This window comes from Nioella sp. (assembly GCF_965215655.1).
Taxonomy (GTDB): Bacteria; Pseudomonadota; Alphaproteobacteria; order Rhodobacterales; family Rhodobacteraceae; genus Nioella.
Genome location: NZ_OZ244111.1, coordinates 2,280,492 through 2,303,650, shown reverse-complemented (window position 1 = coordinate 2,303,650; position 23,159 = coordinate 2,280,492). Strand labels below are relative to the sequence as shown.

Annotated in this window: 21 protein-coding genes; 8 read left to right on the top strand and 13 right to left on the bottom strand. The window is 63.8% G+C overall.

Annotation, left to right across the window (positions count from 1 at the left end):
- Positions 1–7 precede the first annotated feature (7 nt).
- From ACOOEX_RS11475 to cysE, 6 genes are all read left to right on the top strand, one after another.
- On the top strand, positions 8–640 hold the full coding sequence (locus ACOOEX_RS11475) for a phage distal tail protein, Rcc01695 family (RefSeq protein WP_420394959.1): 633 nt from the start codon (positions 8–10) through the stop codon (positions 638–640).
- A complete protein-coding gene (locus tag ACOOEX_RS11470) occupies positions 637–1,524 on the top strand; it encodes a DUF2163 domain-containing protein (protein ID WP_420394958.1) in 888 nt (295 codons plus the stop codon). Before ACOOEX_RS11475 ends, ACOOEX_RS11470 begins: the two co-directional genes overlap by 4 nt.
- Positions 1,521–1,952 (top strand): NlpC/P60 family protein, encoded by a 432-nt coding sequence (locus ACOOEX_RS11465; protein WP_420394957.1) that lies wholly within the window; start codon positions 1,521–1,523, stop codon positions 1,950–1,952. The genes ACOOEX_RS11470 and ACOOEX_RS11465 overlap by 4 nt, the downstream gene beginning before the upstream one ends.
- A gap of 5 nt (positions 1,953–1,957) precedes the next feature.
- Entirely contained in the window at positions 1,958–6,319 is a 4,362-nt protein-coding gene (locus tag ACOOEX_RS11460; RefSeq protein ID WP_420394956.1) for a baseplate multidomain protein megatron, read from the top strand.
- Complete coding sequence (locus tag ACOOEX_RS11455; RefSeq protein ID WP_420394955.1) at positions 6,312–7,022, top strand: DUF2793 domain-containing protein; 711 nt, start codon at positions 6,312–6,314, stop codon at positions 7,020–7,022. The genes ACOOEX_RS11460 and ACOOEX_RS11455 overlap by 8 nt, the downstream gene beginning before the upstream one ends.
- 89 nt (positions 7,023–7,111) lie before the next feature.
- Complete coding sequence (cysE, locus tag ACOOEX_RS11450) at positions 7,112–7,933, top strand: serine O-acetyltransferase (protein WP_071691872.1); 822 nt, start codon at positions 7,112–7,114, stop codon at positions 7,931–7,933.
- Positions 7,934–8,063: 130 nt separating this feature from the next.
- Here the strand turns inward: cysE and ACOOEX_RS11445 are convergent, their stop codons facing one another.
- The gene (locus ACOOEX_RS11445; protein WP_420394954.1) at positions 8,064–8,363 is read right to left on the bottom strand and encodes a CBU_0592 family membrane protein; all 300 of its coding nucleotides are present in this window, start codon (positions 8,361–8,363) and stop codon (positions 8,064–8,066) included.
- Between the two features lie 174 nt (positions 8,364–8,537).
- On the opposite strand from ACOOEX_RS11445, the gene ACOOEX_RS11440 reads away from it, so the two are divergent.
- Complete coding sequence (locus ACOOEX_RS11440) at positions 8,538–9,605, top strand: PLP-dependent cysteine synthase family protein (protein ID WP_420394953.1); 1,068 nt, start codon at positions 8,538–8,540, stop codon at positions 9,603–9,605.
- 232 nt (positions 9,606–9,837) lie between these two features.
- Here the strand turns inward: ACOOEX_RS11440 and ACOOEX_RS11435 are convergent, their stop codons facing one another.
- The 4 genes from ACOOEX_RS11435 to ACOOEX_RS11420 form a co-directional block, all read right to left on the bottom strand.
- Positions 9,838–11,145 (bottom strand): pyruvate dehydrogenase complex dihydrolipoamide acetyltransferase, encoded by a 1,308-nt coding sequence (locus tag ACOOEX_RS11435; RefSeq protein ID WP_420394952.1) that lies wholly within the window; start codon positions 11,143–11,145, stop codon positions 9,838–9,840.
- A 12-nt stretch (positions 11,146–11,157) separates the two neighbouring features.
- Positions 11,158–12,531, bottom strand: a complete 1,374-nt coding sequence (locus ACOOEX_RS11430) for a pyruvate dehydrogenase complex E1 component subunit beta (RefSeq protein ID WP_420394951.1) — start codon at positions 12,529–12,531, stop codon at positions 11,158–11,160.
- A gap of 19 nt (positions 12,532–12,550) precedes the next feature.
- The gene (pdhA, locus tag ACOOEX_RS11425) at positions 12,551–13,576 is read right to left on the bottom strand and encodes a pyruvate dehydrogenase (acetyl-transferring) E1 component subunit alpha (protein WP_306046223.1); all 1,026 of its coding nucleotides are present in this window, start codon (positions 13,574–13,576) and stop codon (positions 12,551–12,553) included.
- 141 nt (positions 13,577–13,717) lie between these two features.
- Positions 13,718–14,011 carry an FtsB family cell division protein gene (locus tag ACOOEX_RS11420; protein ID WP_071691878.1) on the bottom strand — a complete coding sequence of 98 codons (294 nt, stop codon included), beginning with the start codon at positions 14,009–14,011 and terminating at the stop codon, positions 13,718–13,720.
- Between the two features lie 195 nt (positions 14,012–14,206).
- Here ACOOEX_RS11420 and ACOOEX_RS11415 point away from each other — a divergent pair, with 195 nt between their 5' ends.
- Positions 14,207–14,695, top strand: a complete 489-nt coding sequence (locus tag ACOOEX_RS11415; protein ID WP_420394950.1) for a bacterioferritin — start codon at positions 14,207–14,209, stop codon at positions 14,693–14,695.
- A 60-nt stretch (positions 14,696–14,755) separates the two neighbouring features.
- On the opposite strand, the gene ACOOEX_RS11410 is transcribed toward ACOOEX_RS11415, so the two are convergent.
- From ACOOEX_RS11410 to ACOOEX_RS11375, 8 genes are all read right to left on the bottom strand, one after another.
- On the bottom strand, positions 14,756–15,649 hold the full coding sequence (locus ACOOEX_RS11410; RefSeq protein ID WP_420394949.1) for a fructose bisphosphate aldolase: 894 nt from the start codon (positions 15,647–15,649) through the stop codon (positions 14,756–14,758).
- A gap of 130 nt (positions 15,650–15,779) precedes the next feature.
- The gene (locus tag ACOOEX_RS11405) at positions 15,780–17,414 is read right to left on the bottom strand and encodes a hypothetical protein (RefSeq protein ID WP_420394948.1); all 1,635 of its coding nucleotides are present in this window, start codon (positions 17,412–17,414) and stop codon (positions 15,780–15,782) included.
- Between the two features lie 105 nt (positions 17,415–17,519).
- Positions 17,520–18,203 (bottom strand): DUF1045 domain-containing protein, encoded by a 684-nt coding sequence (locus ACOOEX_RS11400; RefSeq protein WP_420394947.1) that lies wholly within the window; start codon positions 18,201–18,203, stop codon positions 17,520–17,522.
- A 366-nt stretch (positions 18,204–18,569) separates the two neighbouring features.
- Entirely contained in the window at positions 18,570–19,487 is a 918-nt protein-coding gene (locus tag ACOOEX_RS11395; RefSeq protein ID WP_420394946.1) for a DMT family transporter, read from the bottom strand.
- Positions 19,488–19,692: 205 nt separating this feature from the next.
- A complete protein-coding gene (locus tag ACOOEX_RS11390) occupies positions 19,693–20,871 on the bottom strand; it encodes a phosphoglycerate kinase (protein ID WP_420394945.1) in 1,179 nt (392 codons plus the stop codon).
- A 250-nt stretch (positions 20,872–21,121) separates the two neighbouring features.
- Positions 21,122–22,123 carry a type I glyceraldehyde-3-phosphate dehydrogenase gene (gap, locus tag ACOOEX_RS11385; RefSeq protein WP_420394944.1) on the bottom strand — a complete coding sequence of 334 codons (1,002 nt, stop codon included), beginning with the start codon at positions 22,121–22,123 and terminating at the stop codon, positions 21,122–21,124.
- Between the two features lie 123 nt (positions 22,124–22,246).
- Positions 22,247–22,390, bottom strand: coding sequence for a hypothetical protein (locus tag ACOOEX_RS11380; protein ID WP_306046231.1), 144 nt, complete (start codon positions 22,388–22,390; stop codon positions 22,247–22,249).
- An 83-nt stretch (positions 22,391–22,473) separates the two neighbouring features.
- Positions 22,474–23,127, bottom strand: a complete 654-nt coding sequence (locus ACOOEX_RS11375) for an outer membrane protein (RefSeq protein WP_420394943.1) — start codon at positions 23,125–23,127, stop codon at positions 22,474–22,476.
- Between the last annotated feature and the right edge of the window lie 32 nt (positions 23,128–23,159).

Genomic DNA, 23,159 nt, shown 5'->3' with positions numbered 1-23,159 from the left:
CAAGGCTATGAATTTTCACGAAATTCGCTTTCCGGCCAATCTGAGCTTCGGCTCTGTCGGCGGGCCCGAGCGGCGCACGGAAGTGGTGCAACTGGCCAACGGGTTCGAGGAGCGCAACACCCCCTGGGCGCATTCGCGCCGCCGCTATGATGCGGGTGTGGGGATGCGCTCGCTTGACGATATCGAGGTACTGATTGCCTTTTTCGAGGCCCGGCGCGGGCAGCTGCACGGGTTCCGCTGGAAGGATTGGTCCGACTACAAAAGCTGCGCACCCTCGAAGGAACCTGGGTTCCGTGACTGTTTGATCGGGGCAGGGGATGGCGAGACGACGGCGTTCCAGCTGGTGAAGACCTATCGGTCTGGTGACGAAGGCTACGCGCGACCGATCACCAAGCCGGTGGCCGATACTGTGCGCGCAGGCGTCGATGCGGCTGAACTGGTGCAGGGCGTGCATTTCGAGGTCGATACGGTCACCGGGATGATCACCTTTGTGGACGCCCCCGATCTGGGGGCCGAGGTGAGCGCGGGGTTCGAATTTGACGTGCCGGTGCGGTTTGACACGGACAGCATCCAGACCTCGGTCGCGAGCTTTCAGGCGGGCGATGCCCCCGCGGTGCCGGTCGTGGAGATCCGGGTATGAGCGGGGCGGAGCAGTTTGCCGCCCATCTGGCGGGTGGCGTGACCGAGGTGGCGCGGTGTTGGCGGGTGATCCGCAGGGACGGGCAGACCTTTGGGTTTACGGATCACGATTGCGCGCTGGTCTTCGATGGGACCACGTTCAAGGCCGATACCGGCCTGACAGCCTCTGCGCTGAGCCAGTCCACAGGGCTGTCGGTGGACAACACCGAGGCCATTGGCGCGCTGTCGGATGCGTCGATCACCGAGGCCGATATCGAGGCGGGGCGTTTCGATGGGGCCGAGGTGGAGGCCTGGCTGGTCAACTGGCGGGAGCCGGAGAACCGGGTGTTGCAGTTCCGGGGCAGCTTTGGCGAGCTGGAACGGCAGGCGGGCGGCTTCCAGGTGGAACTGCGCGGGCTGGCCGAGGCGATGAACCGGCGGATGGGGCGGGTCTATCAGCGTGGATGTTCTGCGGTTCTCGGGGACGGGGATTGTCGGTTTGATTTATCGACGCCGGGATATGCCCATGAAGGCGCGGCGGATCGGGTCACAGACGGGCGGTTTCTGGAATTCGACGGGTTGAACAGCTTTGAGCCGCGCTGGTTCGAGCGGGGACGCTTGCGGGTGCTGTCCGGGGCGGCTGAGGGGCTGGTCGCGGTGATCAAGAACGACCGCTTTGCTGATGGCATCCGTCGGGTGGAGCTGTGGGAGGCGCTGCGGGCGGAGCTTTTGCCGGGGGACGTGGTGCGATTGGAGGCGGGCTGCGACAAGCGGATGGAGACCTGTCGGCTGAAATTCTCCAACCTGCTGAACTTCCAAGGCTTTCCTGACATTCCGGGTGATGACTGGGTTATGGCCTATCCCGGCCGTGGCTCGGCCAGCATGGATGGGGGCAGCCTGCGATGAGCGTGGTGGTTTCGGCGGCGCGGGGCTGGATCGGCACGCCCTACCTGCACCAGTGTTCGACCCGTGGGGCCGGGTGCGATTGTCTCGGCCTCTTGCGCGGCGTGTGGCGCGAGGTGATCGGGCCGGAGCCGGAAGCGATCCCCGCCTATACGCAGGACTGGTCCGAGCCGCAGGGAGAGGAACGGCTGTGGCGCGCGGCTCTGCGTCATCTGACGCCGAAACCGCTGGCCGAGGAGGCCCCGGGCGACGTGCTGTTGTTCCGCATGCGGGACGGCGCGGTCGCCAAGCATCTGGGGGTGCAGGCCCGAACGGGGCCGGAGGCCAGCTTTGTCCATGCCTATAGCGGGCATGGCGTCGTGGAAAGCGCGCTGACGCCGCCGTGGGAACGGCGGATCGTGGCGCGGTTCGCATTTCCCGAAAGGAACTGAATACAATGGCAACCATCCTTCTTTCCGCCGCTGGCGCAGCGCTTGGCGGGCTGAGCTCGGGCACCTTCCTGGGGCTGACCGGTGCCGTGATCGGACGCGCCGTGGGGGCCACTGTGGGCCGGGTCATCGACCAGCGATTGCTGGGGTCCGGGTCCGAGGTGATCGAACAGGGACGGCTGGACCGGTTTCGCTTGTCGGGAGCCTCGGAAGGGGCGTCGGTCGCACGTCTTTACGGGCAAATGCGCCTTGGCGGTCAGGTGATCTGGGCCACGCGGTTCAAGGAACATGTGACGATAAGTGGCGGCGGCGGCAAAGGCGCACCGCCAACACCAAGGACAGCAAGCTATTCCTACAGCGTCAGCCTGGCTGTCGCGCTCTGCGAGGGTGAGATTTCGCGCGTTGGCCGGGTCTGGGCCGATGGCTCGGAACTGGGGCGGACGGATCTGACGATGCGCGTCTATCGCGGCACCGATGATCAGATGCCCGACCCGAAGATGGAGGCGGTGGAAGGCGCGGGGCAGGTGCCTGCTTATCGTGGCATTGCCTATGTGGTGATCGAGGATCTCGACCTTTCCCCCTATGGCAACCGCCTGCCGCAGCTGAGTTTCGAAGTTTTTCATCCTGCGCGACCCGAGTATCTGGACAGCCCGCCGCAACCGTCCGAGGCGATCCGCGCGGTGGCGATGATGCCGGGAACTGGTGAATATGCGCTGGCAACGACGCCTATCAGCCTGGCGCAGGGTTTTGGCCGCTCGGAAAGCGCCAATGTGAACACGGCTGCCGGTGTGGCGGATTTCGCGGTGTCGCTGGAGGCGCTTGAGGGTGAGTTGCCCAATTGCGGGGCCGTGTCGCTGATCGTGAGCTGGTTTGGGGACGACCTGCGTGCGGGGCAATGCAGCGTCAAGCCGAAGGTGGAACAGCAAGAGGCGGATGGGGCCGAAATGCCCTGGACCGTGGCTGGGCTGACCCGGTCGAGTGCGGAGCTGCTGGCACAGGTCGAGGGCCGCGCAGTCTATGGCGGCACGCCGACGGATCAATCCGTGATCGAGGCGATCGAGGCGCTTAATGCAGCGGGTCAGGAAGTGATGTTCTACCCGTTCCTGCTGATGGAGATCCTGGCGGATAGCGGCAAGCCCGATCCCTGGGATGTGACCGGGGATCAACCGGCCTTGCCCTGGCGCGGGCGGATCACGGGGGAGAAGGCACCGGGGGTTGCGGGGTCCCCGGATGGAACGTCTGCTGCCGAGGCGGAGGTTTCGGCGTTCTTTGGCACAGCAAGCGCCGCAGATTTCAGCATCTCGCCCGGGTCGGTCAGCTATTCCGGCCCGGCAGAATGGAGCTATCGCCGCTTCATCCTGCATAATGCGGCGCTCTGCGCGGCGGCGGGCGGCGTGGAAAGCTTCTGCATCGGGTCCGAGATGCGCAGCCTGACCCAGTTGCGGGGGGCAAGCGGCTTTCCGGCGGTGGACGCGCTGATTGCGCTGGCTGCCGAGGTGCGCGCGTTGCTGCCTGATGCAAAGCTGTCCTACGCGGCGGACTGGTCGGAGTATTTCGGTTATCACCCGCAGGATGGGTCTGGGGACGTGTATTTCCACCTCGATCCGCTTTGGGCGGATGCCAATATCGACTTTATCGGGATCGACAATTACATGCCGCTGTCCGATTGGCGCGACGGGCGGGACCATGCGGATATCGGCTGGCGGTCGATCTATGAGCTGGACTACCTGCGCGCCAATATCGAGGGCGGTGAGGGCTATGACTGGTACTACCCAAGCGATGAGGCCCGCGAAGCACAACTACGCGCGCCGATCACGGATGGGGCCTTTGGCGAGGATTGGGTGTTCCGCTACAAGGATCTGCGTGGGTGGTGGGAAAACCTGCACGTGCATCGGCGGCGAAGTTTTCGGTTTGATGCCCCGGATGCGTTGAATCCCCAAAGCTGGGAGGTCATCGGCGGATCGGCCACGCCGGAGGCCGGGGTCGTCGAAGAGACCTTCGATCACCCGATGCGCATCGCGTCCGCTGGCGCGACCTGGCATAGGCTTCGGCGCGTTGTCGATCTGAAGGCAGGTCAGGTTTATGACGTGGAACTGGTTTTCACCAGGGGCAGTTCAAGCAGGTTCCGATGGTTCGTCTACTCTCAGGACGGGGCTTACCACTATGTTCAGGGCACCATCGGCAATCTTACTTTCGGAAATGGCGTGTTGGATCTCGAACAAACCGAGATCGCGCCCGATATATGGCGACTGCGATTCAGCTTTGTTGTCGCGCAAGACACGCCTGGGGCACGGCCCTCGGTTGGTCCGTTCTCGGCGACATCAGGCGATGACGTGATCCTATGGGGCATGGCGGTGTTGCCGCGCGGTTTGAGTGCAACGGGGTGGATCCCACGGTCGAAACCCATCCGCTTTACCGAGATGGGCTGCGCGGCTGTGGACAAGGGGACGAACCAGCCGAACAAGTTCCTCGATCCGAAATCCTCGGAATCGGGCTTGCCCCATTTCTCGAACGGGCGGCGCGACGACCTGATCCAGATGCAGTATCTGCGGGCGATGACGAGCTATTGGCTGGATCCCGCGCGTAACCCCGTGTCCGAGGCCTATGCGGGGCCGATGCTGGATATGGATCACGCCTATGTCTGGGCCTGGGATGCGCGGCCCTGGCCGGCCTTTCCCAATGCGCTGGAGGTCTGGTCCGATGGCGAGAACCACGCGCGCGGGCACTGGATTTCGGGCCGGATGGGGGCGGAGCCCCTGGCCGATGTGGTGGCCGCGATTTGTGAGGAGGCGGGGATCACCGATTACGATGTGTCGGAGCTTTACGGCTTCGTGCGCGGGGCCATGTCGTCGGACGTGGAAAGCGGGCGGGCGCGTTTGCAGCCCCTGATGCTCGCTTACGGGTTCGAGGCGGTAGAGCGGGATGGTGTGCTGGTCTTCCGGTCCCGCACCGGACTGCCGGATGCTGACGTGTCCGAGGACTGGATGGCCGTCGATGAAGATGGTGCCTCCGCCCCGCTGCGAAGCCGTGCCCCGGAGGCGGACAAGGTGGGCCGGGTGCGCCTGACCCATGTGGAAGCAGCGGGCCAGTTCGAGGCCCGGGTGGCTGAGGCGGTGTTCCCCGATGACGGATCCGACACGATCAGCGAAAGCGAGCTGCCGCTGGTCCTGACCGGGGCTGAGGGGCGTGGCATCACCGAACGCTGGCTGGCCGAGGCGCGGGTGGCGCGCGATACGATCAGCTTCTCACTGCCGCCGTCACGGCGGGATCTGGGGGCGGGATCGGTGTTCGCGTTGCCCGATGGCTCGACCTGGCGGATCGACAGGCTGGAGGACGCAGGCGCGCGGAAGGTGGAGGCCGTGCGGTCGGAGGCAGAAATCTACCAGCCGTCGGACACGGTCGAGGAGTCGGTGAGCGCGGAACCCTTCGTGCCGCCCCTGCCGGTGAGCCCGGTCTTTATGGATCTGCCCCTGCTGACGGGCGACGAGGTGGAGCATGCCCCGCATCTGGCGGTCGCGGCAGAGCCTTGGCCGGGGTCGGTGGCGGTCTATAGCTCACCGTCGGACAGTGGATACACGCTGAATACGCTGGTCGATGTGGTCTCGGCGGTTGGCGTTCTGGAAACGCCGCTCTTTCGCGCCACGCCAGGGCTTTGGGATCGGGGCCCGGTGATGCGGGTCAGGATGAGCACCGGGAGCCTGAGTTCCACCAGTATGGCGGACGTTCTGAACGGGGCAAATGCCGCCGCTGTGGGCGATGGCAGCGGGGCCAACTGGGAGGTGATCCAGTTCGTCAATGCTACGCTGGTGGGAGAGGACCTGTGGGACATCTCGCTGCGTTTGCGCGGGCAGGCGGGGTCGGACGGGATCATGCCCGATGACTGGCCTGTCGGGTCGCTCTTCGTGCTGCTCGACGGGCGGCCGCGGCAGATCGAACTGCCCTTGTCGGCGCGCGGGTTGCAGCGGCATTACCGTGTCGGGCCTGCGGGGCGATCCTATGACCACCCGGTCTATGACCATCAGGCATTGGCTTTTGACGGGGTGGGGTTGCGCCCCTATGCCCCGGCGCATTTACGCGCGCCGAAGGTCGGGACCGACAGACAGATCAGCTGGATACGCCGCACGCGGATTGATGGAGACAGCTGGCAGGGCACCGAGGTGCCGCTGGGCGAGGATATCGAGGCGTATCTGCTGCACATCCGCGATGCGGGTGGGCTGAGACGGGAAGAGACGCTCAGCGTGCCGGCCTTCACCTACACCAATGCCATGCAGGTCAGTGACTCCGTCACCCTGCCTTACACGATTGAAATCGCGCAGATTTCTGCGCGGTTTGGACCCGGGCCCTTTACGAGGATCGAGATCAATGACTGACACGACAAACCTGACCCTGCCGCTGCTGGCCGCCAGCCAGGCACAAAAACATGTGACCGTGAACGAAGCGCTGACGCGGCTCGATGGGGTGGTGCAGTTGCGCCTGAGATCCCGCAGCCTGACCACGCCGCCGGGCGCGGTGCTGGAGGGCGAATGCTTTGGCGTGCCGCCCGGTGCGGTGAACGACTGGGCGGGCCATGAGGGCGAGATTGCGCAATATGCGGGTGGCGGTTGGGCGTTCTTTTCGCCGCAGCGGGGCTGGCGCGCTTTCGTGGACGATACCGGCAGTTGTGATCTGCATGACGGCAGCGATTGGCGCCCGGGGGGGCTTTCCCTATCACCTGGCGGCGGTGGTGTGGGCGTGCAAAGCGCGGAGGCAGATGTGGTGATCGGGGCGGGACCGACAGTGGCATCCGGCCTCAGCTTCCCGGCGCGGTCCATCGTTCTGGGGGTCACGGGGCGCGTGACCGATGCCATCACCGGCGCGCTGACCGATTGGCGGCTTGGCGATGCGACCACGAATGACCGCTATGGCAACGGATTGGGTAAGCCGTTGAACTCATGGATCAGCGGGCCTGCAAACCCCTTCGTTGTCTGGGCGGATACGGAACTGATCCTGACCGGAAATGGCGGCGATTTCGCCGGTGGAACCGTGAAACTGGTGGCGCATTACCTGAGTTTCGCGATTCCCGACACGGTATAAAAAATCGTGATCAGCGGGTTCAGGGGTTTCAACTTGGACCTTGGCCTCTATCTGCGGTAGAAAGGGCTACGCGAACGCAGGAGGCCACCATGGCAAAGACCCGCACACATCTGGCCGAGCTCGACCCGGTCTGGAGCCGTATTACCCGTGAAGCCGAAGAGGCGGTGCGGGATGAACCGCTTTTGGGCGGGCTTGTGCATGGCTGTATCCTGCATCACGCAACGCTGGAGGCAGCGCTGGCCTATCGCATGGCGCAGAAGCTGGCCTCTGGCGAAATGTCGGAACAGCTGATTCGCGAAATTGCGGATGAAGCCTATCGGTCCGACCCGTCACTTGGCGCGGCGGCACGGGCCGATATCGTGGCGGTCTTCGACCGTGACCCGGCCTGCCATCGCTTTATTCAGCCCCTGCTGTTCTTCAAGGGATTCCAGGCGGTTGAGGCCTATCGCGTCGGCCATTGGCTGTGGCGACAGGGGCGCCGGGATCTGGCCTATATGATCCAGATGAGGATCAGCGAGATGTTTGGCGTCGACATTCACCCCGCCGCAAGAATCGGTAAGGGCATCATGATCGACCACGCCCATTCCATCGTGATCGGCGAAACCGCCGTGGTGGGGGACAATGTCTCGATGCTGCATTCGGTGACCCTTGGCGGCACCGGCAAGGAAGAGGAAGACCGCCATCCCAAGATCGGCGATGGCGTTCTGATCGGCGCGGGGGCCAAGGTGCTTGGCAATATCAAGGTGGGCTGCTGTTCGCGGATCGCGGCAGGCTCCGTCGTGCTGCACGAGGTGCCGCCCGCAACCACCGTCGCCGGTGTGCCTGCGAAAATCGTGGGCGAGGCAGGGTGCGATCAGCCGTCCCTGTCCATGGACCAGATGGTACAGGGCTGCGGGGGCGGCAAGGACTGATCCCGAAGCAATCGAGTTTCAAAGACGCCCGCGCCGGATATGGCGCGGGCTTTTTTCTGTTCTTCGTTGAAAAAAAGCCCGTGAAACCGGGGGCTTCACGGGCAGTCCAACAGGGAGGGAGGAAATCGGATCAGGAGGAAAGAACGCGCACCGGGGCGGGCTTGGGGTCTTTGCGCAGGGCAATGCCGCCAAGCGCCATCAGGATGTAAAAGCCCTGGATCAGCGCCGCGCTGAGGTTGAAATCGGCCCAGAGGCTGACCATCACGCAGCTTGCGGCGGCAAGGACCATGATGAAATATTCCGGGCGCTTGCTGTCGAGGCGGCCGGTGCTGAGGCAAAAGAACGCCGACGCGTAAATTGCGAAGCCCAGAAGGCCGAAAGCGCGGCAGATGAACTGAGCATCGAGGGCTGTGAGGTCAAGGGAATGCATGATCTGTGTCTTACGCTATGGGCTGATGAAACTGGGTGGTGACGAGGTCGTGGGTCGTTCAATGCATGTATGTGTAAACATTACACTAACGAAAGTCAATACACAATCGTTCGATTTGTTCTTTGCCGCGATCCCCCTTAGGTTGAAGCCGACGCAACAGGGAAGGACAGAGCCATGACACGCCAGACCGGGGGGCGCGGGCGCCTCTATGACAGCATTCTCGACACCGTGGGCGACACGCCCTGCATCCGCATCAACCGGCTCGCGCCAGAGGGGGTGGAGCTTTACGTCAAGGCAGAGGCGTTCAATCCCGGCGGATCGGTCAAGGACCGGCTGGCGCTAAGTATCATCGAGGCGGCTGAGGCCTCGGGCGCGTTGAAACCGGGGCAGACGGTGGTTGAGGCGACAAGCGGCAATACGGGCATCGGGCTCGCCATGGTCTGCGCCGCCAAGGGCTATCCGCTGGTCATCACCATGGTGGAAACCTTTTCCGTGGAACGCCGCCGCCTGATGCGCTTCCTGGGCGCCAAGGTTGTGCTGACGCCCAAGGAAGAAAAGGGCACCGGCATGTATCAGAAAGCCAAGGAACTGGCCGAGGCCAATGGCTGGTTCTTCGCCCGTCAGTTCGAGTCTGAGGCCAATGCCGATATCCATGAGGCGACGACCGCGCAGGAAATCCTGGCCGATTTCGACGGCACAGGCCCCGACTACTTCGTCTCGGGCTATGGCACCGGCGGCACCGTGACCGGCGTGGCGCGCGTGCTGCGCCGCGAAAGCCCGAACACCAGGATCATCCTGACCGAACCCGTGAATGCGGCCCTCGTCGGCAGCGGCCATGCGCAAGCGCGGACGGCAGATGGCGAGCCTGCCGAAAGTCACCCCGCCTTCAACCCGCACCCCATTCAGGGCTGGACCCCGGATTTCATCCCGCTGGTCTTGCAGGAGGCGCTGGATAAGAACGGCTATGATGAGCTGATCCCGGTCGCAGGCCCTGACGGTATTGCAGCGTCAATAGCGCTGGCGACGCAGGAAGGCATCTTCACCGGCATCTCCGGCGGGTCGAGCTTCGCCGTCGCGCTGGAGGTGGCGAAAACCGCCCCCAAGGGATCCCGCATCCTGTGCATGCTGCCCGACACCGGGGAACGCTACCTGTCCACCCCGCTTTTTGAAGGGGTCGAAAGCGAGATGACGGAAGACGAACTGGCGCTCATGCGGTCCACCCCGGGCTACCAGATGGGCTGAGCCCTTCTTCTTGGCCCCAGTACTCCCGCCGGAGGCTTCCGACCTTGCCACCTGGCGCTGGCCTCGACCGGGCAGAACGAACCGCCACACGTTCCCGTGGCAACGCGTCCCGACGACGGCCCCAACGGGGCCCGAGGAGGGGCGCTCCTGGATCGACGCCGCAGGCGGCGAAATCCACATGAAAAAAGGGCGACCATCAGGCCGCCCTTTCGCAACTCTCTGATCCGAGACCTCACGCCAGCATGGTCAGCGGGTTTTCCAGGTTCTCGACGATGGCCTTCAGCAGCTCCGCGCCAAGCGCCCCGTCGATCACCCGGTGATCCACCGACATGGTGACCGACATCACCGTCGCCACGGTCAGTTCGCCATCTTCGCCCACTACCGGCTTCTTCACGCCCGTCCCCACGGCCAGGATGCCCGCATGGGGCGGGTTCACGATGGCGTCAAAATTGTCGATACCGAACATGCCGAGATTGGAGATCGCGAAGGTGCCGCCCTGGTATTCGGCTGGGGCCAGCTTGCGCTCCCGGGCGCGGGCGGCGAGGTCTTTCATTTCGGCAGAGAGCGCCGAGAGCGACTTCATGTCGGCATCTTTCAGAACCGGCGTGAAGAGCCCGCCTTCGATGGCGACAGCGACGGCCACGTCCGAGGGTTTCAGCTGCAGAACCCGGTCCCCGGCCCAGACCGCGTTGCAGGCAGGGACCTGCTGCAGTGCGTTGGCGACGGCCTTGATGATGAAATCATTGACGCTGAGTTTCACCCCGCGCGCCTCCAGCTGCTTGTTCAACTGGCTGCGGAATTTCAAGAGCGCATCGAGCTTGATATCGCGGCGCAGGTAGAAATGCGGGATGGTCTGCTTGGCCTCACTGAGCCGCGCGGCGATGGTCTTGCGCATCCCGTCGAGCTTGATTTCCTCGTACTCGCGGCCTTCGTACATCTTGGCGACCATGTCGGCGGACGGCCCGGCAGGTGCGGCTGCGGCAGCAGGGGCTGCGGCAGGGGCGGCAGCGGGTGCAGACGCGGCGGCGGGTTTGGCCTCAGCCGCTTCCACGTCGGCCTTGACGATCCGGCCATGGGGGCCAGAGCCGCTGATATCCGCAAGGTTCAGACCCTTCTGGGCCGCGATCCGGCGGGCCAGCGGCGACGCGAAGATCCGCGTGCCGTCAGCAGCGGCAGGCGCTGCCGGGGCCGGGGTTGCGGCGGGGGCTGGTGCTGAAGCTTCGGGCGCGGCGGCAGGGGCTTCGGCAGCCGCAGGCGCGGGAGCCGCCGGGGCAGATGCCACGTCATCGGCGCTTTCGCCCTCGGCCAGCAGCATCGCAATGGGCGTGTTCACTTTCACGCCCTCGGTGCCTTCTTCTACAAGGATCTTGCCGATCACGCCTTCGTCAACGGCCTCGAATTCCATCGTGGCCTTGTCGGTTTCGATCTCGGCCAGAAGGTCGCCCGAGCTGACCTCGTCGCCTTCCTTGACCAGCCATTTGGCCAGCGTGCCTTCTTCCATGGTGGGCGAGAGGGCGGGCATCAGAATTTCGTTAGGCATCTCTCGCTCTCCTTACCTGTAGGTGACTTGTTTCACGGCGGCGATGACCTCGTCGGTCGTGACCAGCGCGTGTTTTTCGAGGTTGGCGGCATAGGGCATGGGCACGTCCTTGCCGGTGCAGTTGATCACCGGCGCGTCGAGGTAATCGAACGCGTTTTCCATGATATAGGCCGACAGGTGGTTGCCGATTGAGGCGACCGGGAAGCCCTCTTCCACGGTCACACAGCGGTTGGTCTTCTGGACCGAGGCGATCAGCGTGTCGTAGTCGAGCGGGCGCAGGGTGCGCAGGTCGATGACCTCGGCTGAAATGCCTTCCTCTGCCAGCTTGTCGGCGGCTTCCAGCGCGTATTGCATGCCGATGCCGAAGCTGACGATGGTCACATCCGTGCCTTCGCGCCAGATGCGGGCCTTGCCAAAGGGAACGGTGTAGTCATCCAGTACCGGCACCTCGAAGGACCGGCCGTATAGGATCTCGTTTTCCAGGAAAATCACTGGGTTGGGATCGCGGATCGCGGTCTTGATCAGGCCTTTGTAGTCAGAGGCCGAGTAGGGCATCACGACTTTCAGGCCGGGGATCTGTGCGTACCAGGCGGCGTAGTCCTGGCTGTGCTGCGCACCCACGCGGGCAGCCGCGCCGTTGGGGCCACGGAACACCATGGGCGCGCCCATCTGGCCACCGGACATATAGAGCGTCTTGGCCGCCGAGTTGATGATGTGGTCGATGGCCTGCATCGCGAAGTTGAAGGTCATGAATTCCACGATCGGCCGCAGACCGCCGAAAGCCGCGCCGGTGGCGATGCCGGCAAAGCCGTGCTCGGTAATGGGCGTGTCGATGACGCGCTTTGACCCGAACTCGTCCAGCATGCCCTGGCTGATCTTGTAAGCGCCCTGATATTCGGCGACTTCCTCGCCCATCAGGAACACGGTGTCGTCGCGGCGCATTTCCTCGGCCATGCCATCGCGCAGCGCCTCGCGGACGGTCTGGGTCTTCATCTCGGTGCCTTCCGGGTAGTCGGGTTCGAGATTGGCGGAGACCACCGGGGCCGCAGCAGCGGCGGGGGCGGCCGCGGGGGCAGGGGCCTCGGCGGCGGCGGGGGCCGCTTCGGGGGCCGCAGCAGGCGCGGGCGCTGCGGAGGCGTCTTCGCCCTCTTCCAGCAGCACCGCGATGGCCGTGTTGACCTTCACGCCTTCAGTGCCTTCGGCCACCAGGATCGGGCCCATAACGCCCTCATCCACGGCTTCGAATTCCATCGTGGCCTTGTCGGTTTCGATCTCGGCCAGGATCATGCCGGATTCGATTGTATCGCCTTCCTTGACCAGCCATTTGGCCAGCGTGCCTTCCTCCATGGTCGGCGACAGGGCGGGCATGAGAATTTCAGTTGCCATATCGTGTGTCCCCCTCGGATCAGGCGTTTTCTTGCGGAACTTCAGCCGCGTAGATGTCGGTCCAAAGCTCTTCGAGCGCGGGCTCGGGGCTTTCTTTCGCAAATTCGGCACTGTCGTTCACGACGGCCTTGATCTCCTTGTCGATGGCCTTGAGGTCATCCTCAGACGCGTGACCGCCGGTCAGCAGCAGCTGGCGCACATGGTCGATGGCGTCGCGTTCCTCGCGCATCTTCTGCACCTCCTCGCGGGTCCGGTACTTGGCCGGGTCCGACATGGAGTGGCCGCGATAGCGGTAGGTTTTGACTTCCAGAATGTAAGGCCCGTTTCCGGCACGGCAGTGTGCGACGGCCTTTTCGCCTGCGGCTTTCACGGCCAGCACGTCCATGCCGTCGACGGTTTCGCCGGGGATGCCGAAGGGCTCACCCCGCGTATAGATATCGGCGGTGGAGGTGGAGCGGTTCTGGGCGGTGCCCATAGCGTATTGGTTGTTTTCAATGACGAAAATCACCGGCAGCTTCCAGAGCGAGGCCATGTTGAAGGTTTCATACACCTGGCCCTGGTTCGCCGCGCCGTCACCGAAATAGGTGAAGGTGACGTTGTCATTGCCCCGGTACTTGTCCGAGAAGGCAAGCCCTGCACCAAGCGGCACCTGCGCGCCGACGATGCCATGGCCACCGTAGAAATGCTTCTCTTTCGAGAACATGTGCATGGAGCCGCCCTTGCCCTTGGAATAGCCGCCTTCGCGGCCCGTCAGCTCGGCCATCACGCCCTTGGGGTCCATGCCGCAGGCCAGCATATGACCGTGGTCGCGGTAGGAGGTGATGCGCTTGTCGCCTTCCTTTGTGGCCGCTTCCAGCCCGACGACGACCGCTTCCTGACCGATATAGAGGTGGCAGAAACCGCCGATCAGACCCATGCCATAGAGCTGGCCGGCCTTTTCCTCGAATCTGCGGATCAGCAACATCTCGCGGTAATATTCCAGCAGTTCTTCAGGCGAAACGTTTGGTTTTGCGGCAGATTTCGCTGTGCTCTTGCGCGCGGCCATGCCAGCCCCTCCTCTCGGTCAACAGAATAGTTTAACGTTGAACTATCTTTTAGCAGAGGTGTCCGCAAAAATCACGCATTGATTTTCCCATGCGTCAGCTTGCGCAGGAAACCCCGGTATGCGTTTGGATCATGGGAAGGATCAGGGCAGGACGATCTCGTCGGGGCGCATATAGCCAAGCCGTTGGCGGGCCTGCTGGTCAAGAAGGTCGAGGTCGAGATAATCGTCGGACAGGCGTTCGGTCAGCAAGGCCATTTCGGCGGTCTCGGCCCGCAGTTCGTCCAGTTCGGCCTGGTAGACATCGCGTTCGGCCTCGATCTGGATGCGGCGGAACAGCCCGTAATCCCCCTGCACGGCGGCAAAGGTGAAATAGGCCCCGATGAACAGGAGCCCCATGGGCAGGATTAGCCCTGAAAACGAGCGTCTTTTCTGCATTTAACTCTGCCGTGCCTCACGCTCCACCCGTCATTTCGCGGGCGGTTGCAGTGGCAGACTCGCATATCGCGGCGCAAAAGGGAATCCCCTGATTCGCAGCGCCGGACGTTGCGTCATTCCGGCAGGGTGGTTGAACCTGACAATCACCTTCTTAGATTCATTCTAAATCGAAAACGAATTTGAAAGGACAGTTCCATGCCCCGCAACGCCACCAGCCTTCCCGCCCTGCAAAAAGCCCTGTCGATGGAGTTGGCCGCATCGCAACAATACCTGCTGCACGCCCATGTGCTGGAGGATTGGGGGCTTGGCAAACTGGCCGCCACGATGCGTGAAGAAATGCAGGAAGAGTTGGGTCATGCGGGCCAGTTCATCGACCGCATCCTGTTTCTGGGCGGCGACCCCGAGATGGTGCCTGCGAAAACGCCGGTGCGGGCGAACAGCCTGAAAGAGATGTTCGAGATCGACCGCGCAGATGAGGCGGAGGCGATCGAGGTCTATTCCGCTGCCGCCGCCGAAGCGAGCGCCGCAAACGATATCGGCAGCCGGGTGCTGTTTGAAACGATTGCGCTGGATGAAGAAGGCCATTGGGGCTGGCTCGACCAGCAGCTTGATCTGTTGGAGCGGCTTGGCGAGCCGGTCTTCATGCAGACCTATCTCGGCGCCGCCCCCGCCGATGAAGCGTAACAAAAACCCCCTCCCCGGATCGACCGGGGAGGGGGTTTTTGATGAAAGGGCCCGCGCGGATCAGCCCGCGACGGACGCATCCCGGATCGACTGGATGGACGCGTCCAACACGGCGTTGAACTGCTCATCTGTCTGTTCTGCCGAGAGCCCCTCGGTCAGGGCGCGGCTGAAGCTGGCGATCATGCCGGTCTGGCGCGACAGCCGGTCATTGGCTTCCTCGCGGCTGTAGCCGCCCGAAAGCGCCACCACTTTCAGAACACGCGGGTGATCGACCAGCAGTTTGTAGAGGTTATCGACCTCGGGCAGGGTCAGTTTCAGCATCACCATCTGGTCATCCGCCAGCGCGTCGAGATGGGCGAGGATCACATCGCGCAGCATCTCTTCGGCTTCCGCTTTGTCGGCGATGGTGATGGTCACCTCAGGCTCGATGATCGGCACCAGCCCCTTGGCGAGGATCTGCTTGCCAACCTCGAACTGCTGTTCCACCACGGCCTTGATGCCAGCCGGGTTGGCCGCTGAAATGACCGACCGCATCTTGGTGCCGTAGACGCCATTGGCCACGGCGCGGTCCAGCAGCGCATCCAGATCGGGCATCGGTTTCATCACCTGACAGCCGTTTTCCTCTGCCGCCAGACCCTTGTCGACCTTGAGGAACGGCACCACGCCGCAGTCTTCCCACAGGAACTGCGCCGAGGGTTTGCCGCCGATTTCCCGGTCCATGGTCATCTCGAACAGGATCGCGCCAACCACCCGGTCGCCATTGAAGGCGGGCGATTGCACGATCCGGGCGCGCATGGCGTGGACGAGGTCGAACATCTCCGCGTCATTGCCATAGGCGTCCTCGCCAACCCCATAAAGCCGCAGCGCCTTGGGCGTGGAGCCGCCCGACTGGTCAAGCGCGGCGATGAAGCCCTGTCCGTTGCGGATAAGGTCGGTCTGGTCCTGGTTCGGCATGGGGAAATCCTTGGCAATCTGTCAAAGCCCGGGCCCGGGCGTCTTTCCGCCCGGTGATATGACAGGCCCGGCGCGGCTTCAATTCTGGTTACGCTAACAGGGGGCGATGACCGCCCCCTGCTTTCCGGTTTCACTCGCTGGCGGGGCTGGCGAACCAGACCGTGTTGGCCCGGTCGTGGATGGCAGCCAGCGTTTCGGCCCATTGGGTCGCGTCGGCGTCGGACATCCGGTCGCCCATGGCTTCCAGTTCATCAACGATCAGCGCCGCGCCCGCATCGCCGGAGGCCAGAGCGAGAAGCGCGTAGAAATAGGCATCGGAATAGCGCCGGGGGGCGCCGAGGCCGGATAGAGCCGCTTGTGCCATCTGCCGCAGCTCGCGCCCCGTTTCATCACCCGAAAGGCTCAGGTCTCCGCCGTCTTCATCCTGCAGCTCCAGCACGTCGAGCAGCGGCATCGCGGCCTCCAGCCGGTCGAGATGGGCGAAGGCCAGCCGGTCGCCCTGGGCCGCTGCATCGCGGGCGATCTGATAGGCGAAGGCGGGGTCGAGCGCGTCGAGCGTGCCAAGCGCCATGTCGAGCGCGTCCGGGTTGCCGGTTTCCAGCAGCGGGGTCAGCAATTCCATTGCAAGGCCCGGATCACGCGGTGCGCCGATACCGGTCAGGAAGGCATGGGCGTAGCGCATCAGGTCCGCGTCGCCAAATTCCACGTCGCCGCCGTCGATCCATGTCTGAATCTCTGCGGCCTCATCGGCGGTGATACGGCTGTCGGGCCGGTCCGCGTCGGTGAACAGCATCGGCGAGAGGGCTGCAACGAAAGGCCCGAATTCATCGAGCAGGTCTTCATTGAGGCGCACCGGGGTCTCGGGCGCGAATTCCAGCCGCAGGGTGCCGGGGTTCGCGGCAAAACGGGCGAAGGTGGCGGCGCTGGCCTCGATAAAGGCAAAGGCGGCTTCGTCCTCGGGGCTGTTGATGGGGGCGGGCTGCGGCGTGGGTGCGGGGCTTTCCTCATCGCCTTTGCCATCGCTTGGGGCCTCGGGTATCGGGGCAGGGGCAGGGGCCTCATCCGGGTCCACGTAGCGGGGCAGCAGCTCATCGACCAGTTGCGGGACAATGACCTCGGGCAGCAGCATCATCGGCGGAATCTCGGGTGAGATGATCGACCAATAGCCCTGATCGGTGACTTCGATTTCGGCATAGGCCAGATCGGCCACAGGCTCTTCCCGGTCGAAATTCACCGCGAAATAGCTGAATTCCGCATGGGCGCGCAGTTCTGCCAGCCCGGCGGTGTCGGCCAGAATGTCGAGGGTCAGGCCGGAACTGGCATAGTCATATTCCAGCCGGATCTGCCCCCGATCCAGCACCATTTCGGTGAGGCCGATCTCGGCCAGGTCGCCACGGTCACGTTCGCTCAGGCAGCCATCGCCCAACTCGAAGCCAAGTACGTCGATATCCAGCGCCCCGTAGGCGATCTGGTCCAGCGGCGCGGTGGTGATCACGGCGCGATCGAGCGTGATCGTGCAGTCGGGCTCTTCATAGGGTGACACTTCAAGCCCGGTCAGGATCATGCGCCCATCCAGCGGGCGGATATCCATATGCGCATAGGTCACCTCGGCCACGCCGCGCAGCGCATTGATCACGATCTGGCCGCCCATGTTTGCCAGCCGGTCGACCGTCAGCAGGTCCAGCAGGGTGACAGGCTCGGCGCGGGCGGGGACGGTCAGCAGGGGGACAAGGGCGGTGGCGGAAAGCAGGAAACGGCGGATCATGGCAATATCTCCGGTCGGAAATGAAAGGGACTGGTGCAGACAGGAAACCCCAAATGGCCCGTATCTTGCAACCGGTTTGGGTGATTCCCCGGGGCTCTCGATGCTCTACCCCGAGAGGCCATAGCGCTGAATCACGTGGAACCTGCCTTGCGCGTCTTCCCCCACAAGGGCGAGATCATCAATCCGGTAGGGTTGCGGCAGAATCGGCGTGAACAATTTGCGAAGACGTTCGGCCACCCGGTCGGCGTCCTGGCCAAGCCGCCCCGTCAGCGTCATGTGAAAGCGGAACTCTTCCATCACGTAAGGGTAGCCCCATTGGACGAGGTTGGCCTCTTGCCGGGCGGAGAGACCCGATTTGCGACGCCGGTCCAGCTCGGACTGTGATGGGGCGGCGCGGAACCTGTCGAGCCGCCTCACGGTTTCCGCCGCCAGATGCGCAAGCGCCTCTGCGGGGAATGCTGGCACAACCGCGACGAACCCGCCAAGGCGGCGCAGGGTCAGGGCCGGAATCTCGACCGGTGCAAGACCGGCGCACAGTGCCGCCATGGCATCGCGCAACGCCGTCTCGGTCATGCCCTCTGCCAGCCGGAAGGGCGGTTTCACCGTGCCGTGAAAGCCGTATTTGCGGGGCGTTGCGGTCATCTCGGCCACCGGGCGGGGCAGGCCCTCGACCGTCGGGGGGGCGACTGTACATCCCGCCACGCTGTCCCACCCCAGCCACGCGGCCCCCGTGGCGTAGAAGGCTCCATGGGGCACGGCATAGATCCCGTAGCGGCGATAGGCGGTCATGGGCCTTTCCTTTCCAGCGGTGAAGAGGCCCCGTTCAGATGACAGAAGAGCCGATCCTTGCCAATGCGCGGGCGCGACAGGTTTGCCGATCCGCCGTTCTTCAGGGGCACAAGGCCCCGCGCCGCAAGAGAGCGTCGAGGGGCGTGAACCCCACGGGCCATCGCTGCCGCTTTGCCCGATACCCGACCTGTCGTCCTGGATGCCTTCATGATGTGTTGCCACCGAGTCGATTTCAGATCATCGGCACATGCCACGGAAACATGACAGGTTTTCCCGCCATCGGGCCAGCGGGTGAAATCCTTGCAACGAAAGCCCCCTGCAACCGGCATCAGGCCCGGAGAACCGCGCCGTCACCAGCCCTATCGGTCAGGGAGAGGTGATGGGCGGCGGTTTGCGCCGTTTGCCCGACAGCGCATTTCCCGCAATCGCCACCAGCAGAACGGCCCCGCCAAGCAGCGTGTTCAGGCTGGCCGTTTCACCAAGGAACAGCCAAACCCAGAACGGCCCGAGCAGAACCTCGGCCAGCGACAGCAGGGCCAGTTCCGCGGCAGGCAGGCTGCGTGACCCGAGCGTATAGAGAATCAGCCCCGCCCCGACCTGAAACACCCCCATCCCCATGGAAATCGCGCCATCATGCGCGCTGATAACAATCGGCAGGCCCGAGAGTGTGCAGACCGCGACTGTCACGACGATTGCGAACAGGCCGGAAAGGAAGACCGATGGCAACATTTCGCCCGTGCGTCCCCATCTGAGGGCCACGGTGAAGACCGCGAAGCCGAAAGCAGAGCCAAGCGCCGCGAGACTGCCGTTCAGCGCGACGCTGCCGGACTTGTCGGCGACCATGATGGCGATTCCGCCAATGGCTATGGCAATCGCGATCCATGTTGCGATGCGCACGGATTCTTTCAGCACGATCCATCCCAGCACCGCAGCCATGAACGGTGCGGTTGCAAACAGCAGCATCGCATTGGCAACCGAGGTGTGCTGGATCGAATAGATGCCGCCCGAATAGGCCGCGACCAGAGACAGCGCGGCAATCACGGATGCAACGCCAGTACGGCGGATCTGGGCAAAGGGGCTTTCGCCCGATCGCAGGCGAATGACCACGTAGAGAAACATCGTCATGCTGATGGAACGGTATAACAGGATCTGCCAGACGACCGCGTCTTCGATCATGCGGATGCCAAGCCCGACCGTCGACCACAGAATCCCGGCCGCGAAAACGAAGAGCACGCCGAACCTGTAGGCGCCCTCGACGGAACTGGGGGGAGTCAAAGCTGTCATGCTGTGCCGATCGGAAGTGACTTTCCGCAAGGCTAACTGCTCGACGCGCCCCCGTATGCGCCGAAAGCGACATGATCCCCCATCCGAGGGCCCGTTCGCGAAGCCTTTTCCCGGTGGCCGCGACACCACCCGTCACGGTCCGCTTCCTCAAGCGAACCGTAACGGTGCCCCGCGATGGCCGGTGGCTGCCTGCACGATCGGGCGATCAGCCCTCCAGCGCGGCCACACCGGGCAGGGTCTTGCCTTCCATCCATTCAAGGAACGCGCCGCCCGCGGTCGAGATATAGGTGAAGCGATCCGCCGCGCCGGCCTTGTTCAGCGCCGCGACCGTGTCGCCACCACCGGCCACGGAGATCAGCTTGCCCTCGGCAGTCAGCCGCGCGGCTTCCTCTGCGGCTGCATTGGTGGCGGCATCAAAGGGTTCGATCTCGAAGGCGCCAAGCGGGCCGTTCCAGATCAGCGTCTTGCACTGGCCGAACACCTCTTTCAGGGCTGCCACGGTTTCTGGTCCGGCGTCGAGGATCATCGCATCCGCCGGGCATTGATCGGCGGGCAGGGTCTCGCTCGCGGCATTGGCGGCAAACTCCCGGGCCACGACGATATCCTTGGGCAGATGCACGGCGCATCCCGCAGCCTTTGCCTTGTCGAGGATCTCGCGCGCGATATCGGCCATCTCATGCTCGGCCAGCGATTTGCCCACGTCCACGCCCTGCGCGGCCAGGAAGGTGTTGGCCATGCCGCCGCCGATCACCAGGTGATCCACCTTTTCCACCAGATTGCCCAGAAGATCGAGCTTGGTGGACACTTTGGCCCCGCCCACCACGGCGGCGACCGGCCGCGCGGGCGAACCGAGCGCCTTGTCCAGCGCCGAAAGCTCCTCGGCCATCAGCCGCCCCGCGCAGGAGGGCAAACGCCGCGCCACGCCTTCCGTCGAGGCATGCGCCCGGTGCGCCGCCGAAAAGGCATCGTTGCAGTAGATATCACCCAGAGAGGCCAGGAAATCAGCCATCATCGGGTCGTTCTTCTCTTCCAACGGCGTAAAACGGGTGTTTTCCACCAGCACCACGGTGCCAGCGGGCAGCGCCTCTAACGCCTCTCGCGACGGTTTTTCCACGAATTCAAGCGTCTGCCCCAGCTTCTCCTCCAAAGTGGGCAGGGCGATCCGCAGGCTCATCTGAGGCACCGGCTGCCCCTTTGGCCGCCCGAAATGCGCCAGCAGCACCGGCGTGCCGCCATGTGCAAGGATATCCTTCACCGTCGGCACGATCCGCTCGATCCGCGTGGCATCCGTGACCCGGCCATTCTCCACCGGCACGTTGATATCGACGCGGGTCAAGACGATCTTGCCCGCAAGCTCCATGTCATCGAGCGTTTTCCAGCCCATGGAATCCTCCTGTCAAATGTTGCGCCGCTCATAGCATCCCGAAGGCAAAAGGGCAGCCGCCAACATGCCGCTGCCCCTTCTTCTTTGCCCAAATACTCCCGCCAGAGGCTTCTGACCCGTCAACCGGCGCGGACGCTCACCTCCGCAGACCGCAGCTCACCACGATTCCGTGGCAACGCGGCCCGACGACGGCCCCGCAGGGGCCCGAGGAGGGGCGCTCCCGGATCGACGCCGGAGGCGGCGAAACCCCTTACAGATGCTTGCCCATCTCCACGGCGGTATCGAGCATCCGGCAGGAAAACCCCCATTCATTGTCATACCAGCTCAGCACCCGGCACATGCGGTTTTCCAGCACCTTGGTCTGGTCGGTGGCAAAGGTGGAGCTATGGGGGTCATGGTTGAAATCCATCGACACGAGCGGCTTGTCGGTGACGCCAAGGATACCCTTGAGCGGCCCTTCGGCGGCAGCAGCCCGCACCAATGCGTTGATCTCTTCCACGGTGGTGTCGCGGGCCGCTTCGAAGGTCAGGTCCACGACCGACACGTTCGGCGTCGGCACCCGCACGGCCACGCCATCGAGCTTGCCCGCCAGCTCCGGCAGCACCAGACCCACGGCGCGGGCGGCCCCGGTGGAGGTGGGGATCATGCTCATCGCCGCCGCGCGGGCGCGGTAGAGGTCGGAATGCATCGTGTCCAGCGTCGGCTGGTCGCCGGTATAGGAATGGATCGTGGTCATGAAGCCCCGATCAATGCCGATCCCGTCATTGAGGACCTTCACAACCGGGGCGAGGCAGTTCGTGGTGCAGGAGGCGTTCGACACATGCAGGTCATCCGCCGTCAACGTGTCGTGGTTCACGCCATAGACAATCGTCTTGTCCGCGCCTGAGGAGGGGGCAGAGACCAGCACGCGGCTGGCACCGTTTTCCAGATGCACCTTGGCCTTGTCGCCCTTGAAGATGCCGGTGCATTCCAGAACGATATCCACATCGCCCCAAGGCAACTCGGCGGGGTTGCGGATGGCGGTCACGGCGATCTTGCCGCGACCGGCGTCGATCCAGCCCTCGCCATGGGTCACCTCGGACGGAAACCGGCCATGGACGCTGTCATATTGCAGCAGATGGGCATTGGTTTCGACCGGACCCAGATCGTTGATCGCAACCACCTCGACATCGCTGCGGCCATTTTCGATGAGCGCGCGCAGCACCAGACGCCCGATGCGGCCGAATCCGTTGATGGCAACCTTCACACTCATGGCAGATCCTCTCGCTTTCTTCTGGCCCGGAGCCTCGCTCCGACAGCCATGTTAACGCTAACATTAGCGCTGTGTAGACGATCCGCCCGCGAAAGGAAAGTGAATTTCAGGGAGGATCCGGGATCAGCGCCAGAACGCCACGATGTCCAGCAGGCGCAGCAACTGCCTGCCAAGTGCGATATGCAGGTCCCACCCGAAATAGAGAAAGTCGGCCGCGAAAAGCGCCACGATCAGGACGGCCAGCCATAGCGCAATGATGTTGGTCATGTCGGTGCAATGCCCTGCTAGGAAATCGCGGCCAGTCTAGGCAAGCGGGCGCGGCTGCGAAACCCCGCCCGACAGTTCCGCAGTCAGAAATACCGCGTCAGGCCGATCCGCAACATACCCACCCGATTGTCCGAAACTGTCCATACCGGGCCGGACAGGGTATAGCGCGTATCCTCGAAATCCATGTATTGCAGCTCTGCCCGGAAGGTCCAGCCATCCTGCAGCGGATGTTCATAGCCGATCCCGACCAGCCAACCACCCAGATCGCGTTCCTGCCGGCCAAGCCCGACCGGGGCCAGATCGACGCGGCCCATGGCGAGACCGGCGAAACCGTAAAGATGCCCGTCCCCCATGCGCTGGCCCAGTTGCGCGCGCAAGGCGGCGTAGCTTTGCAGCGTGGTTTCACAGCCCGTGGTACAGCCAGCATAGCCGGTGCCATCCGCAGGGGTCACCGTGATGTCCAGCGCCAGGCCGAAATAGGTCCGCCCCGTTCGCCAGTTATACCCGACAATCGCCCCGCCACCGCGCCCGGCAAGGTCAAACACCCCGGTACTTGCGGGGGCAAGCGGATCGGTCCAGTTGGACTGGCCGAATGCGTAGGTCATGGAAAACCCGGCATAGGCACCCGAGAAATCGAAGGGTGTGGCGCGGTCCTCGGCATGGGCGGCCATCGTGCCGGCCAGCATCGCCAGTCCGGTCATCGCAAGACGCAAGTGTGACGTGAGTTTCCTGATCATCTGCTCCCCCTCGAAGATCGAATCTTCGTTAT